This is a genomic window from Enterococcus sp. DIV0174 (genome assembly GCF_050529065.1).
GTDB classification, from domain to species: Bacteria; Bacillota; Bacilli; order Lactobacillales; family Enterococcaceae; genus Enterococcus_B; species Enterococcus_B thailandicus.
In genome coordinates this window covers 772,927-789,923 of sequence record NZ_CP172881.1, presented here as the reverse complement: position 1 = coordinate 789,923, position 16,997 = coordinate 772,927, and the positions used below count along the sequence as shown (strand labels likewise).

16 protein-coding genes are annotated in these 16,997 nt (G+C 36.6%); 7 read left to right on the top strand and 9 right to left on the bottom strand.

The features are described from left to right. Nucleotides 1-26: 26 nt before the first annotated feature. Both IGJ93_RS03925 and IGJ93_RS03920 read right to left on the bottom strand, forming a co-directional pair. Complete coding sequence (locus IGJ93_RS03925) at nucleotides 27-365, bottom strand: putative DNA-binding protein (RefSeq protein WP_071869132.1); 339 nt, start codon at nucleotides 363-365, stop codon at nucleotides 27-29. After that, on the bottom strand, nucleotides 366-851 hold the full coding sequence (locus IGJ93_RS03920) for a DUF523 domain-containing protein (RefSeq protein WP_140444153.1): 486 nt from the start codon (nucleotides 849-851) through the stop codon (nucleotides 366-368). It abuts the gene before it with no gap. 128 nt (nucleotides 852-979) lie between these two features. On the opposite strand from IGJ93_RS03920, the gene IGJ93_RS03915 reads away from it, so the two are divergent. Continuing rightward, nucleotides 980-1,684, top strand: a complete 705-nt coding sequence (locus IGJ93_RS03915) for a response regulator transcription factor (RefSeq protein WP_067483978.1) — start codon at nucleotides 980-982, stop codon at nucleotides 1,682-1,684. Further along, complete coding sequence (locus tag IGJ93_RS03910; protein ID WP_067483976.1) at nucleotides 1,681-3,408, top strand: sensor histidine kinase; 1,728 nt, start codon at nucleotides 1,681-1,683, stop codon at nucleotides 3,406-3,408. The genes IGJ93_RS03915 and IGJ93_RS03910 overlap by 4 nt, the downstream gene beginning before the upstream one ends. A 68-nt stretch (nucleotides 3,409-3,476) precedes the next feature. Here IGJ93_RS03910 and IGJ93_RS03905 read toward each other — a convergent pair whose 3' ends face one another. Beyond that, on the bottom strand, nucleotides 3,477-4,361 hold the full coding sequence (locus tag IGJ93_RS03905; RefSeq protein WP_071869133.1) for a phosphate ABC transporter substrate-binding protein PstS family protein: 885 nt from the start codon (nucleotides 4,359-4,361) through the stop codon (nucleotides 3,477-3,479). Nucleotides 4,362-4,561: 200 nt separating this feature from the next. Between IGJ93_RS03905 and IGJ93_RS03900 the strand changes: the two genes are divergently transcribed. Next, nucleotides 4,562-5,299 (top strand): DUF2087 domain-containing protein, encoded by a 738-nt coding sequence (locus IGJ93_RS03900; protein ID WP_067483972.1) that lies wholly within the window; start codon nucleotides 4,562-4,564, stop codon nucleotides 5,297-5,299. A 194-nt stretch (nucleotides 5,300-5,493) separates the two neighbouring features. On the opposite strand, the gene IGJ93_RS03895 is transcribed toward IGJ93_RS03900, so the two are convergent. Then, nucleotides 5,494-5,958, bottom strand: coding sequence for a hypothetical protein (locus IGJ93_RS03895; protein WP_067483970.1), 465 nt, complete (start codon nucleotides 5,956-5,958; stop codon nucleotides 5,494-5,496). Nucleotides 5,959-6,173: 215 nt separating this feature from the next. Between IGJ93_RS03895 and IGJ93_RS03890 the strand changes: the two genes are divergently transcribed. Further along, nucleotides 6,174-6,581: a hypothetical protein gene (locus tag IGJ93_RS03890; protein ID WP_071869135.1), complete on the top strand. Its 408-nt coding sequence runs from the start codon at nucleotides 6,174-6,176 to the stop codon at nucleotides 6,579-6,581. 75 nt (nucleotides 6,582-6,656) lie between these two features. On the opposite strand, the gene IGJ93_RS03885 is transcribed toward IGJ93_RS03890, so the two are convergent. Both IGJ93_RS03885 and IGJ93_RS03880 read right to left on the bottom strand, forming a co-directional pair. Then, the gene (locus IGJ93_RS03885; RefSeq protein WP_067483967.1) at nucleotides 6,657-7,253 is read right to left on the bottom strand and encodes a prevent-host-death protein; all 597 of its coding nucleotides are present in this window, start codon (nucleotides 7,251-7,253) and stop codon (nucleotides 6,657-6,659) included. A 73-nt stretch (nucleotides 7,254-7,326) separates the two neighbouring features. Continuing rightward, a complete protein-coding gene (locus tag IGJ93_RS03880; protein WP_067484147.1) occupies nucleotides 7,327-8,619 on the bottom strand; it encodes a hypothetical protein in 1,293 nt (430 codons plus the stop codon). A gap of 338 nt (nucleotides 8,620-8,957) precedes the next feature. On the opposite strand from IGJ93_RS03880, the gene IGJ93_RS03875 reads away from it, so the two are divergent. The 3 genes from IGJ93_RS03875 to IGJ93_RS03865 are packed head-to-tail and all read left to right on the top strand — an operon-like array spanning nucleotide 8,958 to nucleotide 13,168. Next, a complete protein-coding gene (locus IGJ93_RS03875) occupies nucleotides 8,958-9,914 on the top strand; it encodes an AAA family ATPase (RefSeq protein WP_231885413.1) in 957 nt (318 codons plus the stop codon). A 2-nt stretch (nucleotides 9,915-9,916) separates the two neighbouring features. Further along, nucleotides 9,917-10,984, top strand: a complete 1,068-nt coding sequence (locus IGJ93_RS03870; RefSeq protein WP_368027111.1) for a DUF58 domain-containing protein — start codon at nucleotides 9,917-9,919, stop codon at nucleotides 10,982-10,984. 12 nt (nucleotides 10,985-10,996) lie between these two features. Continuing rightward, nucleotides 10,997-13,168, top strand: a complete 2,172-nt coding sequence (locus tag IGJ93_RS03865; protein WP_311801572.1) for a transglutaminase-like domain-containing protein — start codon at nucleotides 10,997-10,999, stop codon at nucleotides 13,166-13,168. Nucleotides 13,169-13,283: 115 nt separating this feature from the next. Here IGJ93_RS03865 and IGJ93_RS03860 read toward each other — a convergent pair whose 3' ends face one another. From IGJ93_RS03860 to IGJ93_RS03850, 3 genes are read right to left on the bottom strand one after another with little or no spacing between them, the layout of a single operon-like run. Then, nucleotides 13,284-14,435 (bottom strand): mannitol-1-phosphate 5-dehydrogenase, encoded by a 1,152-nt coding sequence (locus IGJ93_RS03860; RefSeq protein WP_095803476.1) that lies wholly within the window; start codon nucleotides 14,433-14,435, stop codon nucleotides 13,284-13,286. 12 nt (nucleotides 14,436-14,447) lie between these two features. Then, nucleotides 14,448-14,885: a PTS sugar transporter subunit IIA gene (locus IGJ93_RS03855; protein WP_067483960.1), complete on the bottom strand. Its 438-nt coding sequence runs from the start codon at nucleotides 14,883-14,885 to the stop codon at nucleotides 14,448-14,450. A 14-nt stretch (nucleotides 14,886-14,899) separates the two neighbouring features. After that, a complete protein-coding gene (locus IGJ93_RS03850; RefSeq protein WP_284590762.1) occupies nucleotides 14,900-16,663 on the bottom strand; it encodes a PTS mannitol transporter subunit IICBA in 1,764 nt (587 codons plus the stop codon). Nucleotides 16,664-16,997: the final 334 nt, after the last annotated feature.

Genomic DNA, 16,997 nt, shown 5'->3' with positions numbered 1-16,997 from the left:
CATTCCTTTAATTAGTTTCTAGTTTGTTACTCTTCGATATCTTGAATTTGCTGGATAGAACCAATCAGTTCATTATCTTTTGGATAGTGCTCGGTGACATAAGTCATCAGTTGTTCCAAGGCTTGTTCACGCACGATGTAATTTGAAAAAAGATGCAGTTTTTTCTCGTAGTCTTCTAAAATTTTTCCAGTTCTCTTAATATTATCATAAACTGCTTGTCGACTGACTTGATATTCTTCTGCAATTTCTCCAAGTGAAAAATCATCAGCATAATACAGTTCCATATAATTCATTTGTTTTTCAGTCAATAAGGTCGAGTAAAATTCAAAAAGTGCGTTCATTCGATTTGTTTTTTCAATTTCCATTCAACTCACCTCATTTATCTTCGTAATTTCTTGCTGTTGTGCTAACCAATCTTCATCAGATAGAACGCTCATCTTCTGTTGTAAAAAATAGGCAGTTGCTACGCCTACACCCTCTGTTAATGTACCAGAAAATGTACCGTCATATATTTGACTACTACCACAAGAAGGACTTTTTGCCTTCAAAATGAGTTGATCAATCTGTTGTTCTTTTAATTTTTGCCAAGCAAGAATTGCACCTGCCTGATATTCTTTTGTCACATCGACACCTTTGGAAGTTATGACTCTTGCTTTCCCATTCCAAACGTCAAACCCATCTCCGCCGACAATTTCTGCTGGATCTCGGGGAATCGGTAAGCCACCCAAAACTTCTGGGCAAACCATGATGGCTTCGTGTTTTTCAACCAATGCGACAAGTTGCGAAACAGCTTTTGGCTGCCCATCATAACGACATAACACACCGCCTAAGCAAGCACTGATACCAATCATTTGAATCGCTTCCTTTCCTTCCAACAAAGTGCCTAATTATTATACCATTTATTGAGTTGGTTACATAGCCCCTCCCCTTGATTCTATGCTAAAATAGGAAAGCATGAATATGTTTTAAAGGAGCGCTTATGAAAAAAATCTTAGTTGTTGATGATGAACCTTCCATCGTCACTTTATTAACCTTTAACCTAGAAAAAGAAGGCTATCAAGTTACCAGTGCAACGGATGGACGCGAGGGATTAGAACTTGCTTTAGATCAAGCCTTTGATTTTATTATTTTAGATGTGATGCTTCCTTCAATGGATGGCATGGAAATTACACAGAAGCTTCGCCAAGAAAAAAATGATACACCCATTTTGATGCTAACCGCTAAAGATGATCAGATTGATCGAATTTTAGGCTTAGAAATTGGTGCCGATGATTACCTAATTAAACCATTTAGCCCACGCGAAGTATTAGCTCGAATGAAAGCCATCTTTCGTCGAATGGAACCTCGAAGCAAGCCTGCTGAGGAAGAAGAGCCAGAATATTTAACAGTTGGTCAAATCATCGCTAACTTAACTAATTTTCAAGTCACTGTTGACGGTCGTTTGATTGAACTGACTCCCAAAGAATTTGAATTGTTAGTTTACTTTATGAAACGAAAAGATCGCGTAATTGATCGAGACACCTTGCTCGAACGTATCTGGAATTTTGATTTTGCTGGTCAAAGTCGAATCGTCGATGTTCATGTCAGTCACCTGAGAGAAAAGATCGAACGTGATCCAAAACATCCTAAATATTTAGTAACTGTCCGTGGATTTGGGTACAAATTTCAGGAGCCTCGACTATGAAAAATTGGAAAATTTTCTCAAGACGTATCCTATTCTTGGTCGTTTTCCTAACAGTTTTTATTGGTAGTTGGCAACTGATTTCAAATTATTTTCAACAGCAAATTATTGAACAACAAGAAGAATACTTGACCAAGAAAGCACAACTATTAACGCGACAACTTACTTGGGCAAATCCTGACTCAATGGAAAACAAAGAAACCTTGACAGAATTTGTTCATCAATCTTCTGAACGAATCACGCTACTAGATGCTAATGGCAATGTTTTGTATGATACCAGTGATGATGACCTGACAGGTAGCCGTAACACTCGTCCCGAAATCAAAGCTGTCCTTGACGGTGGGCGATTGGGAAGTTCCTTACGTCAAAGTGTGACTTTAAATGAACAGCTTCTCTATGTCGCTTTACCGATTAAAGAAAATGGTCAATTAAAAGCCATGATCCGAATTGCCGAGCCAACAAGCGGATTTTTACCACGCACAGAAAATTTTCGTCGTTGGGTATTCTTGTTCTTTCTTCTTTTCTTTTGCATCCTTTCAGGAATGATCGCCTATTTTGCTTATCAGCGAAATGAACCTTTGCATACCGTACTACCTGTGTTGAAAAAAATGGTCAACGACCCCGAAGAAACAGAAGTCATTATGCAAACTTCAGATCAATGGGAAGAACTTTATCAAACAATCAACGCACTAAGCGAACAAATGAGTAATATGTATCGTGCTTACGCAACCACTGAAGAACAGTTGTACACGTTGCTGAACGAATTAATGATTGGCGTCTTTCTAATTGATTCCGAATCGCATTTACGTTTACTAAATCCTAAAATGCAGATGCATCTTGGGGTTACGACTTATCTGACCTCGCAACCTTATGCTGAGGTCATTCAAGAACCTCAGCTAATCCATTTGATTCATCAGGTTTCTGCTACGAATCCGTTAGTTCAGCAAGAAATCAAATTAAGTGAAGGCAATCAAACGTTGGACATCAGTTTACGTTACTTTATCAATGCAGATGGAACTGGACAAATTCTTGGCGTAGCTTATGATTTAACCAAAGTTCGTCGGCTCGAAAAAGTCCAGAAAGATTTTGTTGGAAATGTTTCTCATGAATTAAAAACGCCGGTTACTTCATTGATGGGCTTCACGGAAACACTTCTTGATGGTGCCAAAGATGATCCAGAAACATTAACTACTTTTTTAGAAATCATGCAAAAAGATGCTCGTCGTTTAGATCAGTTGATTCGCGAAATCATTCAGTTATCTAAAGATGGTGAAAATTTATATGAATCACAAACGATTTATCTAGAATCTTACTTTGAACAAATTATTCAAAGCTACCAACCCTTTATCAAACAGAAAAAATTAAGTGTTAAACTGCTGGGGAATAATGGCGCATTTACCATTCAGTCAGAAATTTTATACCCAATTATCAAAAACTTGATTGAAAATGCCATCCAATATTCAAAAGAAGGTGGCCAAATTATTATTCGTTATCGTGTAGATGATCACTTATGGTTTTCTGTCCAAGATTTTGGAATTGGAATTGATCAAGAAGACCAGGAACGAATTTTTGAACGTTTTTATCGCGTTGATAAAGCACGCAGCCGACACTCTGGAGGAACAGGTTTAGGTCTAGCAATCGTCAAAGACTATGTCAAATTATTACACGGCACGATTACTGTGGAAAGTCATCCCGGTGTGGGCTCCACTTTCGAAGTTACTTTATGAAGTGACTAACATGAAAAAAACAGCGACGAGAATCGATACGATTTTCGCCGCTGCTTTTTTTCATATTCTTATTTGATTTCTCCGTTAACATCACGTTCAACTTTCATTGATGTGATTGGTAGATAACCTAGATCTTTAACTGGTCCTTCTTGGACATCTTCACTTGTCATGTAATCCAAGAATTTTTGAACAGCTGCGTCCGGTTTTCCTTTTGTATACATATGCTCATATGCCCAGATTTTCCAGCTATTGTCTGCCACATTTTTTTCCTCTGGTTTCACATCATCCACGCTCAAAGCTTGAGTTGTTTCATCCAAGTAAGAAAAGGCAAGATAACTGATTGCTCCTGGTGTTTGTGCAACGATTTGGCGAACCGTTCCTGACGAATCCTGCTCTTGTGATTGCACAGGTGTTTCGTCATTCAATCCCCATTTTTCAAAAGTAGCACGAGTTCCACTACCATTTGCACGGTTAATCACTGTGACTTTTTGATCTTTTCCGCCAAGTTCTTTCCAGTTTGTGATTTTTCCTGTAAATAAATCAATCAATTCCTGTTGAGAAACATTTGTGACGCCAGTATCTTTATTGACGATTGGTGCCATTCCGACAACAGCCACTTTATGGTCAACCAATTTAGTTGCGTCGATTCCATCTTTTTCTTCTGCAAAAACATCTGAGTTTCCAATTGTCACGGCGCCGTCTGACACTTGGCTTAGCCCTGTGCCACTTCCGCCACCTTGAACAGAAATTTGATAATTTGAGTTTTCTTGGGTAAAGCTATCTTGTGCAGCATCAACTAATGGCTGCAATGCAGTTGAACCAACTGCTACAATTTTTACTTGTTCTGAACCTGCTTTATCTGATTGCGCAGTTGAGTCGGTACTTGTACCTGACGAACCACAACCTGCTAATAAGAAACCAATGATGCCTAAAGAATACCATAATTTTTTCATTCAAATACTCCTCTCTTAGTTACAAGTAAAGTGTAACAAGCTACTGTAAAGCTCAGATATGGATGTTGTAAACAATTCGTGAACTTCTGTAAATTTCCTGTAAAGTTTAAAATCTAAAATAAACCAAAAATAATTATGTTTATCATTTTACAAACAAAACGATAAAATGTTAATACAAATACAAACAAGGAGGTTTTTATATGGAAACTGAATTACTTTATGAACAACAAGATTATTTAAATGGCTGGACAATTGAACATGAAACTTATCAGTGCCTTTATTGTGACGTAACTTTTCAATTTGAAAAAATTTATCCAGATTTGACTACGCCTAGCGCACTTCAAACCGCAAAAGGAGCGATCACACAACATCTTCGGTTGGCACATGGTGGCCCCTTGCATGCCCTACTTCAATTATCTAGAGAATCGTTAGGGTTATCCGAAAGTCAATACGAAATCATCCAACTGTTTGAAAAAAATTTAAGCGACACTGTGATCGCTCAGCGCCTAGGAATCTCCCCATCAACGGTAAGAAATCATCGATTCAAATTAAAAGAAAAAGAGCGCCAAGCCAAACGACTGACTGCTCTTATGAAGCTTTTACCAGCAAGTGGTCAAACATTCATTTCACCTCACACAGGTGCGCGAATGCTAGATGAACGATACAACATCACGTCTGCTGAACAGGAAAAAATCTTACAAACTTATTTAGATGATAATGACTTTATTCAAACTTTTCCAAGTAAAGAAAAAAGAAAAATCATTCTCTTAAATTATTTAACACAAAAATTTGATCCGAAAAAAAATTATTCCGAGCGTGCAATCAATGATATTTTGAAACAACACGTCGAAGATTTCGTTTCGACTCGCCGCTACTTAATTGAATATGGATTTATGCAACGTACAACTGATGGAAAAACATATTGGCTAAATCAATAAAACTTATCCTTTGTTGTCACCAACGTTAAAAGAGATGTGAACAAGTGTACTGCCCAAAAACTTAGACTTTTTGGGTTCACTACAAAGCTCACATCTCTTTTTTAATTGCCTTTTAAACTTTATTTATACTGTTATTTGATCAAAAGAAAGCCAATTTTTAGAACAGTTTTCAACACTTTTTTAAATAGAAGAAACTATTTCTGGCGGTCTTGTCTTCTCAGTTCAACGAACAAATACATGATTACTGAAACAATAAATGACGCAGCCGCCAAATAAAATAATGGACGGATTGTCAAAAAATACATAGCGGAATAGTCGGATAAGTCTTTCAAGCCACTTTGGCTAAGTCCTGTTGGCCCAATAATCATTCTTGGTAATAATGCAAACATCGACGTAAAAATCAACATACAAGAAAAGTAAATCAGCTTCCAATTATAATTATTAATCAGAGACCTTGGTATCAACAAACTAACACTCACTAGCAAATAAAAAATAGTTAATGTTGGAAAATTACGTGCTACTAAAAATCCGCTTCCCTGAATCAAACCTAACACCTCGGCTCCTTGAACGATTGCATTCACCCAAGTAAACGGAAGCAAAAGAAGTGGAAAAAACCAAAAAAATAAATAACTACGTCTACCCATGATTTTCTGTCTCATTTACTTCCTCCCCAAAATAAAAATTTCTTGCCTATCACTATACAATGTTCTCTCTAAAAAAATTAGGGGGAAAAACTTTTTTTTTAGAGATAAGGGAATGAGAGTTTATTCATTTAACCTACAAATTGTGTGATAAGGTTTGCTTAATGTTTTTTTTCTTTTTAAAATATAACTATACTAAAGGTTTTTAAACAAGTATAAGGAGGTTTTTAGTTATGTTAACAAAATACCTGTCAAAAATTTTTTTGCTGCTGTTCCTGATTCCATACTTGTATCTTGTGTTATTGCTTGATTTTCATTATCACTCGGTTTCCGGCTTCATTTTTCTGATCTTTCTCGCGATCCTTGGTGGATTTCTGATGAGGATCAAAGGACAAATGCGACTGCTACTTGTTGGAAATATCATTTCCACTATTGTTTCTTACATATATTCTTTAAAATTTTCTGACTGGCAACTTTTCTATCAACCTTTTGAACCGACACAGCTTGTACTTATTTTCGGGCTTCTTTATTTAGTTCCTCAAGCATTTGGCGCTTTTTGGGCAACTCTCTTTACATATTCGAAACAAAGTCGTAACCAGAAAATTTCACTTTCGACAATTAGAAAGAATTCACAAAAATAGTCTTTCATCTTCACCCTTTTTAATCCGCAAAAAAACAAGAGAGCTGCAACTAATTAGTTGCGACTCTCTTATTTTTTATCCTTCATGAATATAAATTTTCTTGATTAGCAATTTATCAAAAACAGGAGAATTTGCTTCTTGTTCCCCAATAATTTCTGCAATAACGGATTGGTCCTGTTGTCTTTTTCGTAATTGATAACTGATTTTTCCAGTTTCATTTAGTTCATCCAACATGGCAACGACACCGCCAAATCCTGTTTTCTTCGTGATAAAGCCAAGTGAAACCATTCGTTCATCTAAATTTTTTGCTACGATTGGCATTCCTGTAATGAGTACTTTTTGAAGTGTTTCTACCAACTCTTCCATTCCGGCTACCGCTGATGTCACAGGTGGTTCATTGGTTGTCGCTGCAGTTGTTTCAAATGATGGTTTTACCTCGGCAATCATCTCTGACATTTGCTGTTTGTTTGCTACTTTTTGTTCGCGTAGATCATCTAATTCTTGAACTAATGCTTCATATTGTTCTTGAGTCAGCATAACACCTGCCACTTTTTCTCGGTTAAAAATATATACACCAGTCCCGGCTTCTCTTGCTTGAGCAAATACATCCATGGGGGATCGTTTGACTTCTGTAATTGAAGATGTTGGGACCTCTAATTTCTTTAATTCCAACGAAGTTCCCTCCTTTTTTATCAAGGTTATTATAGCATAGCACAGTAAATTTTGGTTTTATTCATCGAAGATTCTATAATTTTAGCGAAATCCATTCGTCAAGATCCTTTAACAGTTGTTCCACGCCAAGAGAAGAATGGTAAAAATAAGTTTTCTGTTCTTTAGAATAAGCTAACGGTGAAAAATGATCGGTAATAATCAAATCTGCATAATGTGGTGGTTTACTTCTCGTACACACATGAATAGACGTCCGTTTACGATGACGAAGCGCGGTATCCAAAATTCTAGCTAACCGTCTTGCTTCTTCATGGTCAAAACGAAAGAGTAAAACAATTTTTACAGAGGGTGGATGCACTTCTAAGTATCCGCGTTCTTGCATTGTTTTTAATAAATTTAGGCCCCAACTAACAGATGGATGCGTCAAGGCTTGTTGAATTGCTAATCGAAATTGATGAAGTTTTTCTTTTGCATTAGGAAAAGTATTCAATGTTTGTTGATACTTCTGAACTTCTTCGTCCGATAAACGTTCCTGGATTCCAATTGAATAACGCAACCACTCTTGATAAAGAACTTGCGTGATTCTTTGCTTGTTGAACGTTTCAAAATCACTATTTAACCAAAAAAATGAATCTAATTTTTCGGTAACAATTGTCAGCTTTCGATAGTCTTTCGTTTGTTCTAGTCGTTCCCAACGCTTTTTGGTAATCACATTACAACTTAATCTCACAATACACAGATAGTTTTTTTCTTTTACGGATAGCTTTTGTTCTTCTCGAAAAAGTAGTTCTGGAAACAATTCAAAAAACATCGTTTGGTTGTCTCCTAAAATTTCCACTGAAGACAATCGTTTTCGTTGCTTTAACAAACGAATAAAAATTTCCGAAAAAGCTTCTTCTCCATCATCAACAAAAAAATGTGGAAAATCTTTCAAAAAACTAAAGAGTAAGTAACGAACCTTCCTCTCTGAACCAAAAATCTGTCCTTTTTTATAAGAGAAAGAAAGGTGATACTCTCCCAACCATTTTCGCAAACGTTCTTGTGTTGGTCGATCATAATTTTCTTGATACTTTTCTTCCAAAATTAAATCTTTCAACAATCGAAATGATGCAGAATGAATCAAAAAATCAAATAGCAGATAAGGTTCACTGTATCCTAAACTATAAATCAGCCGTACCGACTTTTTCTGGTAAATCAGTTGTACAGGAAAATCAATTACCTCTAAACGCCTTAAATGTCGATCAATTGTCTTGACATCGACACCTAATTTTTCTGCAAGATCTGCTTTTTTCCAAGTCAGATCTTTCATTTGATTCATCAGCAAAAATAAATTTTGTGAATTTTTTGATAACAATTTTTGCCATTTCATATGTTTTGGTCCAGCCAAGCTACGATCCTCTACTTCTCTGTATGCTTTTTTCGCAGGGATATCACAAAATTTTGTGGAAAATCATTTTTTGGCTAAAACAGTTGCCTCCTTTTTTGCACACATCATTAGATCACTGAGAAGAGAAACCTGTCGTAATAAACTACGCAAAAAGCTTCAACAATTTTTTATTTTCTATTTATTTCATTAAAAACTCATTTATTTTTTAATTTAGATCGATAAAACATACTATTTTAAGCAAAACTGCTTTGCTTGTAGGAATGTACGGCTTCCTTTACAATGAAAGAAACAAGTTTTTTTATGAGAAGGTGATGTGAAAAATGAATAAAAATAACGAAAATACAATACATGAAGTAAAAGAAAAAGTCGATCATTTAATAGCCGAGGTTCAAAAAGTCATCGTGGGAAAACAACAAATCATCGAATTAATGCTCGTTGCTCTGTTTTCTGGTGGACATCTTTTATTTGAAGATGTTCCTGGTGTCGGAAAAACATTACTTGTAAAAGCTTTGGCTAAAACAATACAAGGTGAGTTTAGTCGCGTTCAATTTACGCCAGACCTTTTACCGGGGGATATTTTGGGTTTTTCTTTTTATAATACAAAAACAAAGGAGTTCGAATTCCGTCCTGGACCGATTTTCACTACTATTTTATTAGCAGATGAAATCAATCGAACAACTCCACGAACTCAAGCAGCATTACTCGAAGCCATGGCAGAAAAACATATTACTATTGATAATCAAACTTATCCTTTAGATAATCATTTTTTCGTTTTAGCAACGCAAAACTCAATTGAATATGAAGGAACTTATCCGTTACCAGAAGCACAGCTTGATCGATTTTTATTCCGTTTACACATTGGTTATCCTTCTTTTGAAGAAGAACTGTCTTTATTATTGGAAACACAAGAACAGTCTTTAGCGACATTAAAAGTCATTTTCACCAAAGAGACCCTCACTTCTATCAAGCAAATTGTCTCAACAACGTATCTTGACCCTTCAGTCGCACGATACGCGCTAGAATTAGTCACTGCTACACGCAATCATCCAGCAATTAAATTGGGTATCAGTCCACGTGGTAGTTTAGCCTTTATTCAAGCGGCTAAATCCCACGCAGTCATCAAGGGGCGGACATATGTTGCACCAATAGATTTTCAAGTTCTCTTGCCATTTGTTTTTAAACATCGTCTATTATTTCATGATCGTTCGTTGACCGATGAAGAAATTGAGTTACTCTTAGCAGAAATGCTCAAACAAATCCCAATTCCGGTAAAATAGTTATGAAAAAGTACTGGAATTACCTCATTAATAGCAGTATTTTTTTAATATATTTTTTATTTTTACTCTTCACGCTTTTATTTAATCAACAATTTGGCTGGTTTTTAGTCATTCTCTTTACCTTATACATTACTTTCAGTTGGCTTTCCTTAAGCAGACGACTATCAAAAATCAAGCTGGTTCTCACCGTTCCTACACTTGTTTATCGAGACAATTCAATAACAGTCAATGTTCGCATTGCTAAGTCACAAGTCCCAACACTTTTTTTACCACGCCTAACATTACATTTTCCAGAAGAATTTATACCAGAAGCACAGACTTTTTTGATGATTTCAAAAAAAGAACAACAACAATCAGTCATTTGGACGCCACAACAAAGAGGAATTTTTGAAACAATTTCAGTCCAATTCATCGCTTATGATTATTTAGGTTTATTTCGAAAAAGTAAAACAAAACAGATAATATTCACCCCCCTAGTCTTACCAAATAACACATTACCTGAAGCACAAAAATTAGCGCGCTTTTTGACACGTAAACAACAAAAAAACAACTTCTTACCTTCTCAAAATCTTGCTGGGATTCGAGAGCATCGTCAAGGCGATTCGTTAAAACAAATTGATTGGAAGCGTTCCGCTTACTATCAACAATGGCTTTCTCGTGAGTATGAGCCTGCTGTTCAACAAACTGACTTAATCTGTTTCTTTTGGGGAACGGCAACAAATTTTGAAAAAATGCTTGATTTATATTTTTCCTTTTTAGCTTCTTATGACCAGAAAACTTATCCAAATCAACTGATTTTTGCTAAACAGAAGTATCAAGGTACACAAATTTCTCCCGCTTTCTTTGCGCAGTTACGTGCTTTAGATGATTACCTACAACAACCAGACCTTAGTGTCCGTGATTTCAAGGAGATACTTCTGTTTGTTCCAGAACTCTCTCTAGCAGTCCATGAACAACTTTCAACTTGGAGAAAGCAAGCCATCAACGTTATCGTCATTTATTTTGAAAATAATCAACTATTTATACAAGATGGGAGTCAACGAAAGTTTCCATTAAAAAAACTTAGTTAGGAGGTGCTCAAGTTGAATCTTTCGGCGAAAAAATGGTGGCGAAGCTTTTACGCCTTCTTTCTATTAAGTGCAGGCGCTCCAACTTTTTTAACTGCGAATGATCTCACCACAAGTTTACCGTTGATTGCTACTATTGGTATCTTCTGTCTGATTATCCGACTGGTTTCTTCTAAAATTATTCGAGTAATTTTAGCTTTTTTTGCTATCTTGGTTAGCTTGTTTGTTTATTTTCCTCCAGCAACAGTCAGAAGTAATTGGTTTTTTGAGCTGACAAGCCAAATCCAATCCGAATTTAACGAATTAGTCACCAATCAGTTCCATTACTTTCCTGAATTGCCAGCATTCATTCTCATGTTATGTCTTGTTTATTTATTAGCTACTCTAACCATTGATTATGACTTATGGGCGCTTCCCTTTCTAGCACTGGTGCTTTATTTCATGATGTTAAGTATTTTCCGCGAATTTGATTTGTTAACTGAGTGTATTTTTATTGTTATCATTTTATTCAGTTATCTTTTCATTCGTCAGTTATCATTACTTCCAAAAAAGAGTAACCGATGGCTCTTCGTCTTCTTTGCTACGGTTATTTTGCTTGGCTCGCTGAGCATTAGTGCTTGGATTCCTACACGATTACCTGAAGTTACACAAATAATTGAAGCAAAGAGCGCTCCTGTCAGAGAATTCTTCAACAAACAAGGACTGTATGCCAGAATTCGTACATTTCAAGAAGCAGGACGTTCAAGAACTGGATTCAGTGAAAATGATGAAGCTCTTGGAGGACCAATCTACGATCAAACGGACATCGTTTTTACGGCAGTTCAAGAATCTGGTCATTATTATAAAATCCAGAATAAAGGAGTCTATACTGGTACTGGTTGGACAGAAAATAGTCGAGATTCTTTTAAAATAAACGAGTTGCCACACCAATTACTCAATTATCCAGAAACAATCGTTGCTGAACCAACTACCCTTCAGTTGACAACAGAAGAACAGACTTTTCTTCCCTACTCTTATGGAAATTCTAGTCTTACGGCATTTCCATTAATGCAGGATAGTGCGTTATTTTTCTTACCAGATACTCAACGTTTTGTCTTAGATAAATCATCATCATTCACAGCGACATTCACTATTGCCAATCTTTCTTATACTTATGAGATGTTAGTCGATAGTGTTTTAACTGGTGCAGATCAAGCAGAACATCAAACAGAGCTTCAGCTACCAGAAAATTTACCAAAACGAATAACTTCTCTTGCTGAAGAAATAACAACTACCAAAACAACCTTACTCGATCAAGTTCTTGCAATCCAAGATTACTTAAAAAGTAGTGGCGAATTCCGTTATTCAAAAGTTGATACACCACACACACCTGCAAATCATGACTATGTCGATCACTTTTTATTTGATTCTAAAGTTGGTTATTGTGATAATTTTTCTTCGGCTATGGTAGTTTTACTGCGTACACTTGGTATCCCTGCACGCTGGACAAAAGGTTTTACTATGGGTTATCAAACAGGTAGCCACAGTAATGGGCTCAAGGAATACAGTATTTTAAATAGCAATGCTCACTCTTGGCCAGAAGTTTATTTTCCTGGCTTTGGTTGGTTACCTTTTGAACCCACACCAGCATTTGCAAACCCAGCAACTGCACAAAGTGAGCAGGAAACGACTCCCACAGCCGTTCCAGAAAGTCAGTCACAATCGTCAGCAGCCGAAACGACAGCAGTTTCCTCAACAACTGGTTCAGAGGCAATAACTTCAACAGAAGATAACCCTATTTTTTCTGATACAACAATCGCAGATAGGTCTTTATGGAAATTCGTCGTTTTCTTTCTATTCATATTTTTGCTCGTCCCATTACTCATTCCTTCCTTTCGTCAAAAAGTTCGTTGGCACATTTTTTATTACCAAGTGGCTTTTTTCGCTTCGGATAGTCAAAGAACCTATCAACAATTGCTAGCACATGTAGAAAAGCTATTTCCAAGACAACGTGCAGAAAGCTTACAGGACTACAGTTATCGTGTCGAAAAGGCGATTTCAATGTACCAACATTTAATCAAGCTAACCAAAAACTATGAAGAAACTATTTATGGACAAAATCAAGCGATGCATTTTGATAAAGAAACTTATCTGACTATTATTAAAACAATCAGTAAATCACTTCATTTCTTTTCTAAACGAAACTAAATTGTTCATGCTACTAAAAGACAAGTGGTTTTCACTTGTTTTAGAAATTAGAAAGAGACTGGAACTTGATGAGTCCCAGCCTCTTTTTTATCTGATGTAATGGTCGAACTTTTCATTACGCAACTTGTTTATCGTAGCGTTCCACATTTTGTTTGATTGCGCCAATCATTTTCGCATCGTTGATTCCTGTCACGGTTTGGATCAGTTCCTCGATATTTTTTGTTTGCTTCATTTCATAAAGTTCGCAACTTTGTTCATCGTTTGGATCATAATAGTTAAAAATAATACCCATCGTCGCAGTCAAATGTGGTGAAACAATATCTCTTTCTTTTAATTCCAAGATTGGTCGAGTAAAGCGTTCTTGATTTCCTAATTTTCTTAAAGGTGTCCGCGCAACACGACTAATTGCATCGGAAATATATTTGTTTTGGAAACGTTGAATAATTTTTTCAATGTATTGCTCATGCTGCTTTTCATCAAAGCCCCACTTCGCAATCAACAGATTTCCTGTTTCATACAACACAGATTTTAGTTGTGCGACAACTAACGCATCTTGCATTGCCTCATCAATCGTTTGATAGCCTAGCAAAGCACCCGTGTAAGCAGCTGTTGCATGTCCAGTGTTCACGCTGAATAGCTTGCGTTCAATATAAGGTTCTAACTCGGCTACATAAAGGACACCTTCCAATTCGATTGCTGTGTTTTTTCGTTCGTGATCTGCAATCACCCATTCTTTAAAAGGTTCAACTTGAACAAACAGCGGATCCTCATGTTTTTGTAACGGAACGATTCGGTCAACTGCTGCATTGGGGAAACCAATATACTTCTCTAAAAAATCAACTTGTGATAAATGTTTACGGACTTCTTTTTCTAAAAATGCTGAACCACCAATCATATTTTCGCAAGCAATGATATCTAAAGGTGTTGTATTCTGTACTTTTTCTCGTTGCTCAATCCCTTTAGCAATCAATTCTGCGATAAAAGGCAAAATGTTGGGTCCAATCGCAGTTGTCACTAAGTCTGCTTCGCCAATCGCAGCAATTACGGCTTGAGGATTTTCTTGATTATTGATTCCAGAAACATGTTGGACTTCAATTCGTTTCTTTGACTCATCCGCAAGTTCGATAACATATCCGTTTCTTTCATTCAACGCATCAATGATTTCACGATTGACATCCACAAAAGTAATGTCAAAATCATTTTCTGCTAACACTTCACCGATAAATCCACGTCCGATATTTCCTGCTCCAAAATGTACTGCTTTCATCTTTCTCTCTCCTTATGCAATCGCTAAATTTTCACAAACCTCTTCTTTACTTAATGCATCTGCTAACTGAACAACGTTGTCAACATCACTACAATATAAGGCTATTTGTTGAACTAACGCTAAATGTTCTTCTCCGACACCTGCGATGCCGAATAACACAGTCGCAATTTTTTCCTCATTTTCTGTTCCAAAATTGACTCCCTCGGGTACTTGTACTACACAGATACCAGATTTCTTAACATATTTTTTTGCTGAATCTGTCCCATGAGGAATAGCAATAAAGTTTCCCATATAGACAGATAACATCTCATCACGTTGAATCATTGAGTCGATGTATGCTTCATCCACGCAGCCCGCCTCAACTAACTTTTCTCCGCAATAACGAATCGCTTCTTCTTTAGAAGCAAATGCTTGGTTTAATTCGATCATACTAAAATCTAGTGCTTTCATCGTTTTCTCCTTTTTTAAGCAGATTTTTTAAGCTGTTGCGCAATGGTTTCGTAATGTTTGATTTGAACCATGCTTTCAACTGGTAAGTGAAGAGCATTTGGTGCAAGCTCTTGAATTTCTTTCGTCAAATGTTCTTTAGCAAGTACCAATGAATGTTCATCATCAGCTAATTCATCAATCTTGATTTTTTTTAATGGAATTTGAATATCATTTTTTTGAAGCACTTCCTTTAAGACATTGATTCCCATCGTTGCCGATCCTGCTCGTTGGTCGTGGACAATCACGATTTTTTGGATTTTACTCATGTCTTGTGGTCCGATTTCGATTGATGGTTCGTCCATTAGTTCCCTAGTTTCGGTTGTTTCTTTTTGGCTTAATTGTTGGATTACCTCGTCATATCTCGGTGAATTCAAGAAGTTTTCAACTGCAACAAACTGTGCATGTGGTGCTTTTTGTTTTGCTCGTTCTTGCAATTCAACTTGGGTAATGATTAGCGTCCCTTCTTCATCTACTAACTGACTAATCGCTTGATTTGTCACGGTTTGTGGAAGACCAGCTTTCTGAACCATTTTTCTTAAAATTGAAGCTCCCATTGCACTTGAACCCATACCTGCATCACAGGCAAAAATAATTTTTTTAGTTGATGAAAATGCCTCTGGACGAATAGTCAAGCCTTTAGCAGTTTGTTTGGCTTGTTTCATTTCTTGAACCGATTGCTCAAAACTTTCTGATTCTTCTCGAGCATCTGCCTTTAAAATAACTACAGATATTGCAAATGAAACGATGGTTGCAACTCCAATACCTAATAACACTGGTAGATAAGAACTAAGTGGTGCCATTGCTAAAATAGCAATAATTGATCCGGGTGAAGCTGGCGCGCGTAGTCCTGCATCTAATAATTGGAAAATGAGACTTCCTGAAATTCCACCTGCAATTACCGACAAGAACAAAAGCGGTTTCATCATAACGTATGGAAAATAGATTTCATGGATTCCACCTAAGAAGTGGATAATGATTGCACCGGGTGCAGAAGATTTTGCTGCGCCTTTGCCAAAGAAAGTAAAAGCTAATAACACACCTAAGCCAGGGCCAGGATTGGCTTCTAATAAGAACAAAATTGATTTGCCTGCTGTTGCGACTTGCTCTGTTCCAAGTGGTGTTAAAATGCCATGATTGATTGCATTATTCAAAAATAAAATTTTCGCTGGTTCGATAAAAATATTCGTAAGTGGAATTAAGTGCGCGTTTAAAATAACTTCTACACCTTGGGCCATCGCTTGTGTCAAGCCATCCACAACTGGACCAATCCCGGTAAAACCAACTAGGGCTAAACCAAAACCAATCAATCCTGCTGAAAAATTATTAACTAACATTTCAAATCCTGATTTAATTCGTGATTGAAATACCTGATCGAATTTTTTTATTGCATAACCGCCCAAAGGCCCCATAATCATCGCGCCAAGCATCATTGGAATATCTGTCCCCACGATGACGCCCATCGTTGCGATGGCTCCGACAACTGAGCCTCGATCACCTGCGATTACTTTTCCACCAGTGTAACCAATCAATAGCGGGATCAAGTAAGTCAGCATTGGACCAACCATTGTCGCAAATTGTTCATTCGGTAAATAGCCATCTGGAATAAATAAAGCTGTTAGGACACCCCATGCTATTAGTGCTCCAATGTTGGGCATCACCATACTAGACAAGGTACTTCCTAATTTTTGAACACGTGCTTTCAGTGAAACTTTTTCTTTGGTATTCATCGTCTGCTCCATTTTTTTAGCTCCTTTTCTTCTTTATGGCTTAATTGTATCCGCTTACTAAATACATAAATAGTCGTACTTTGGCACAAAGGTTTGTGCCAAAACATGGAGAGTATAAAAAAAGAGCACGACGATTGTCGTACTCTTTTTTCAAAATAAACGGTGTTCCAGAAGTAACTTCTTCCAAATAAGCTCAAATTGCTTAAAAATTTGAGAAGCAATTTCTGGTAATTTTTTTATTTATTGGAGTTGAACACTTCTTTCACAGCCTTCTCCTCAGTGTTCCCAAAACAACTCCTCCATATAGCTTGCGTCATTTCAAAAGATGAAAAACTATTTTTGAGTG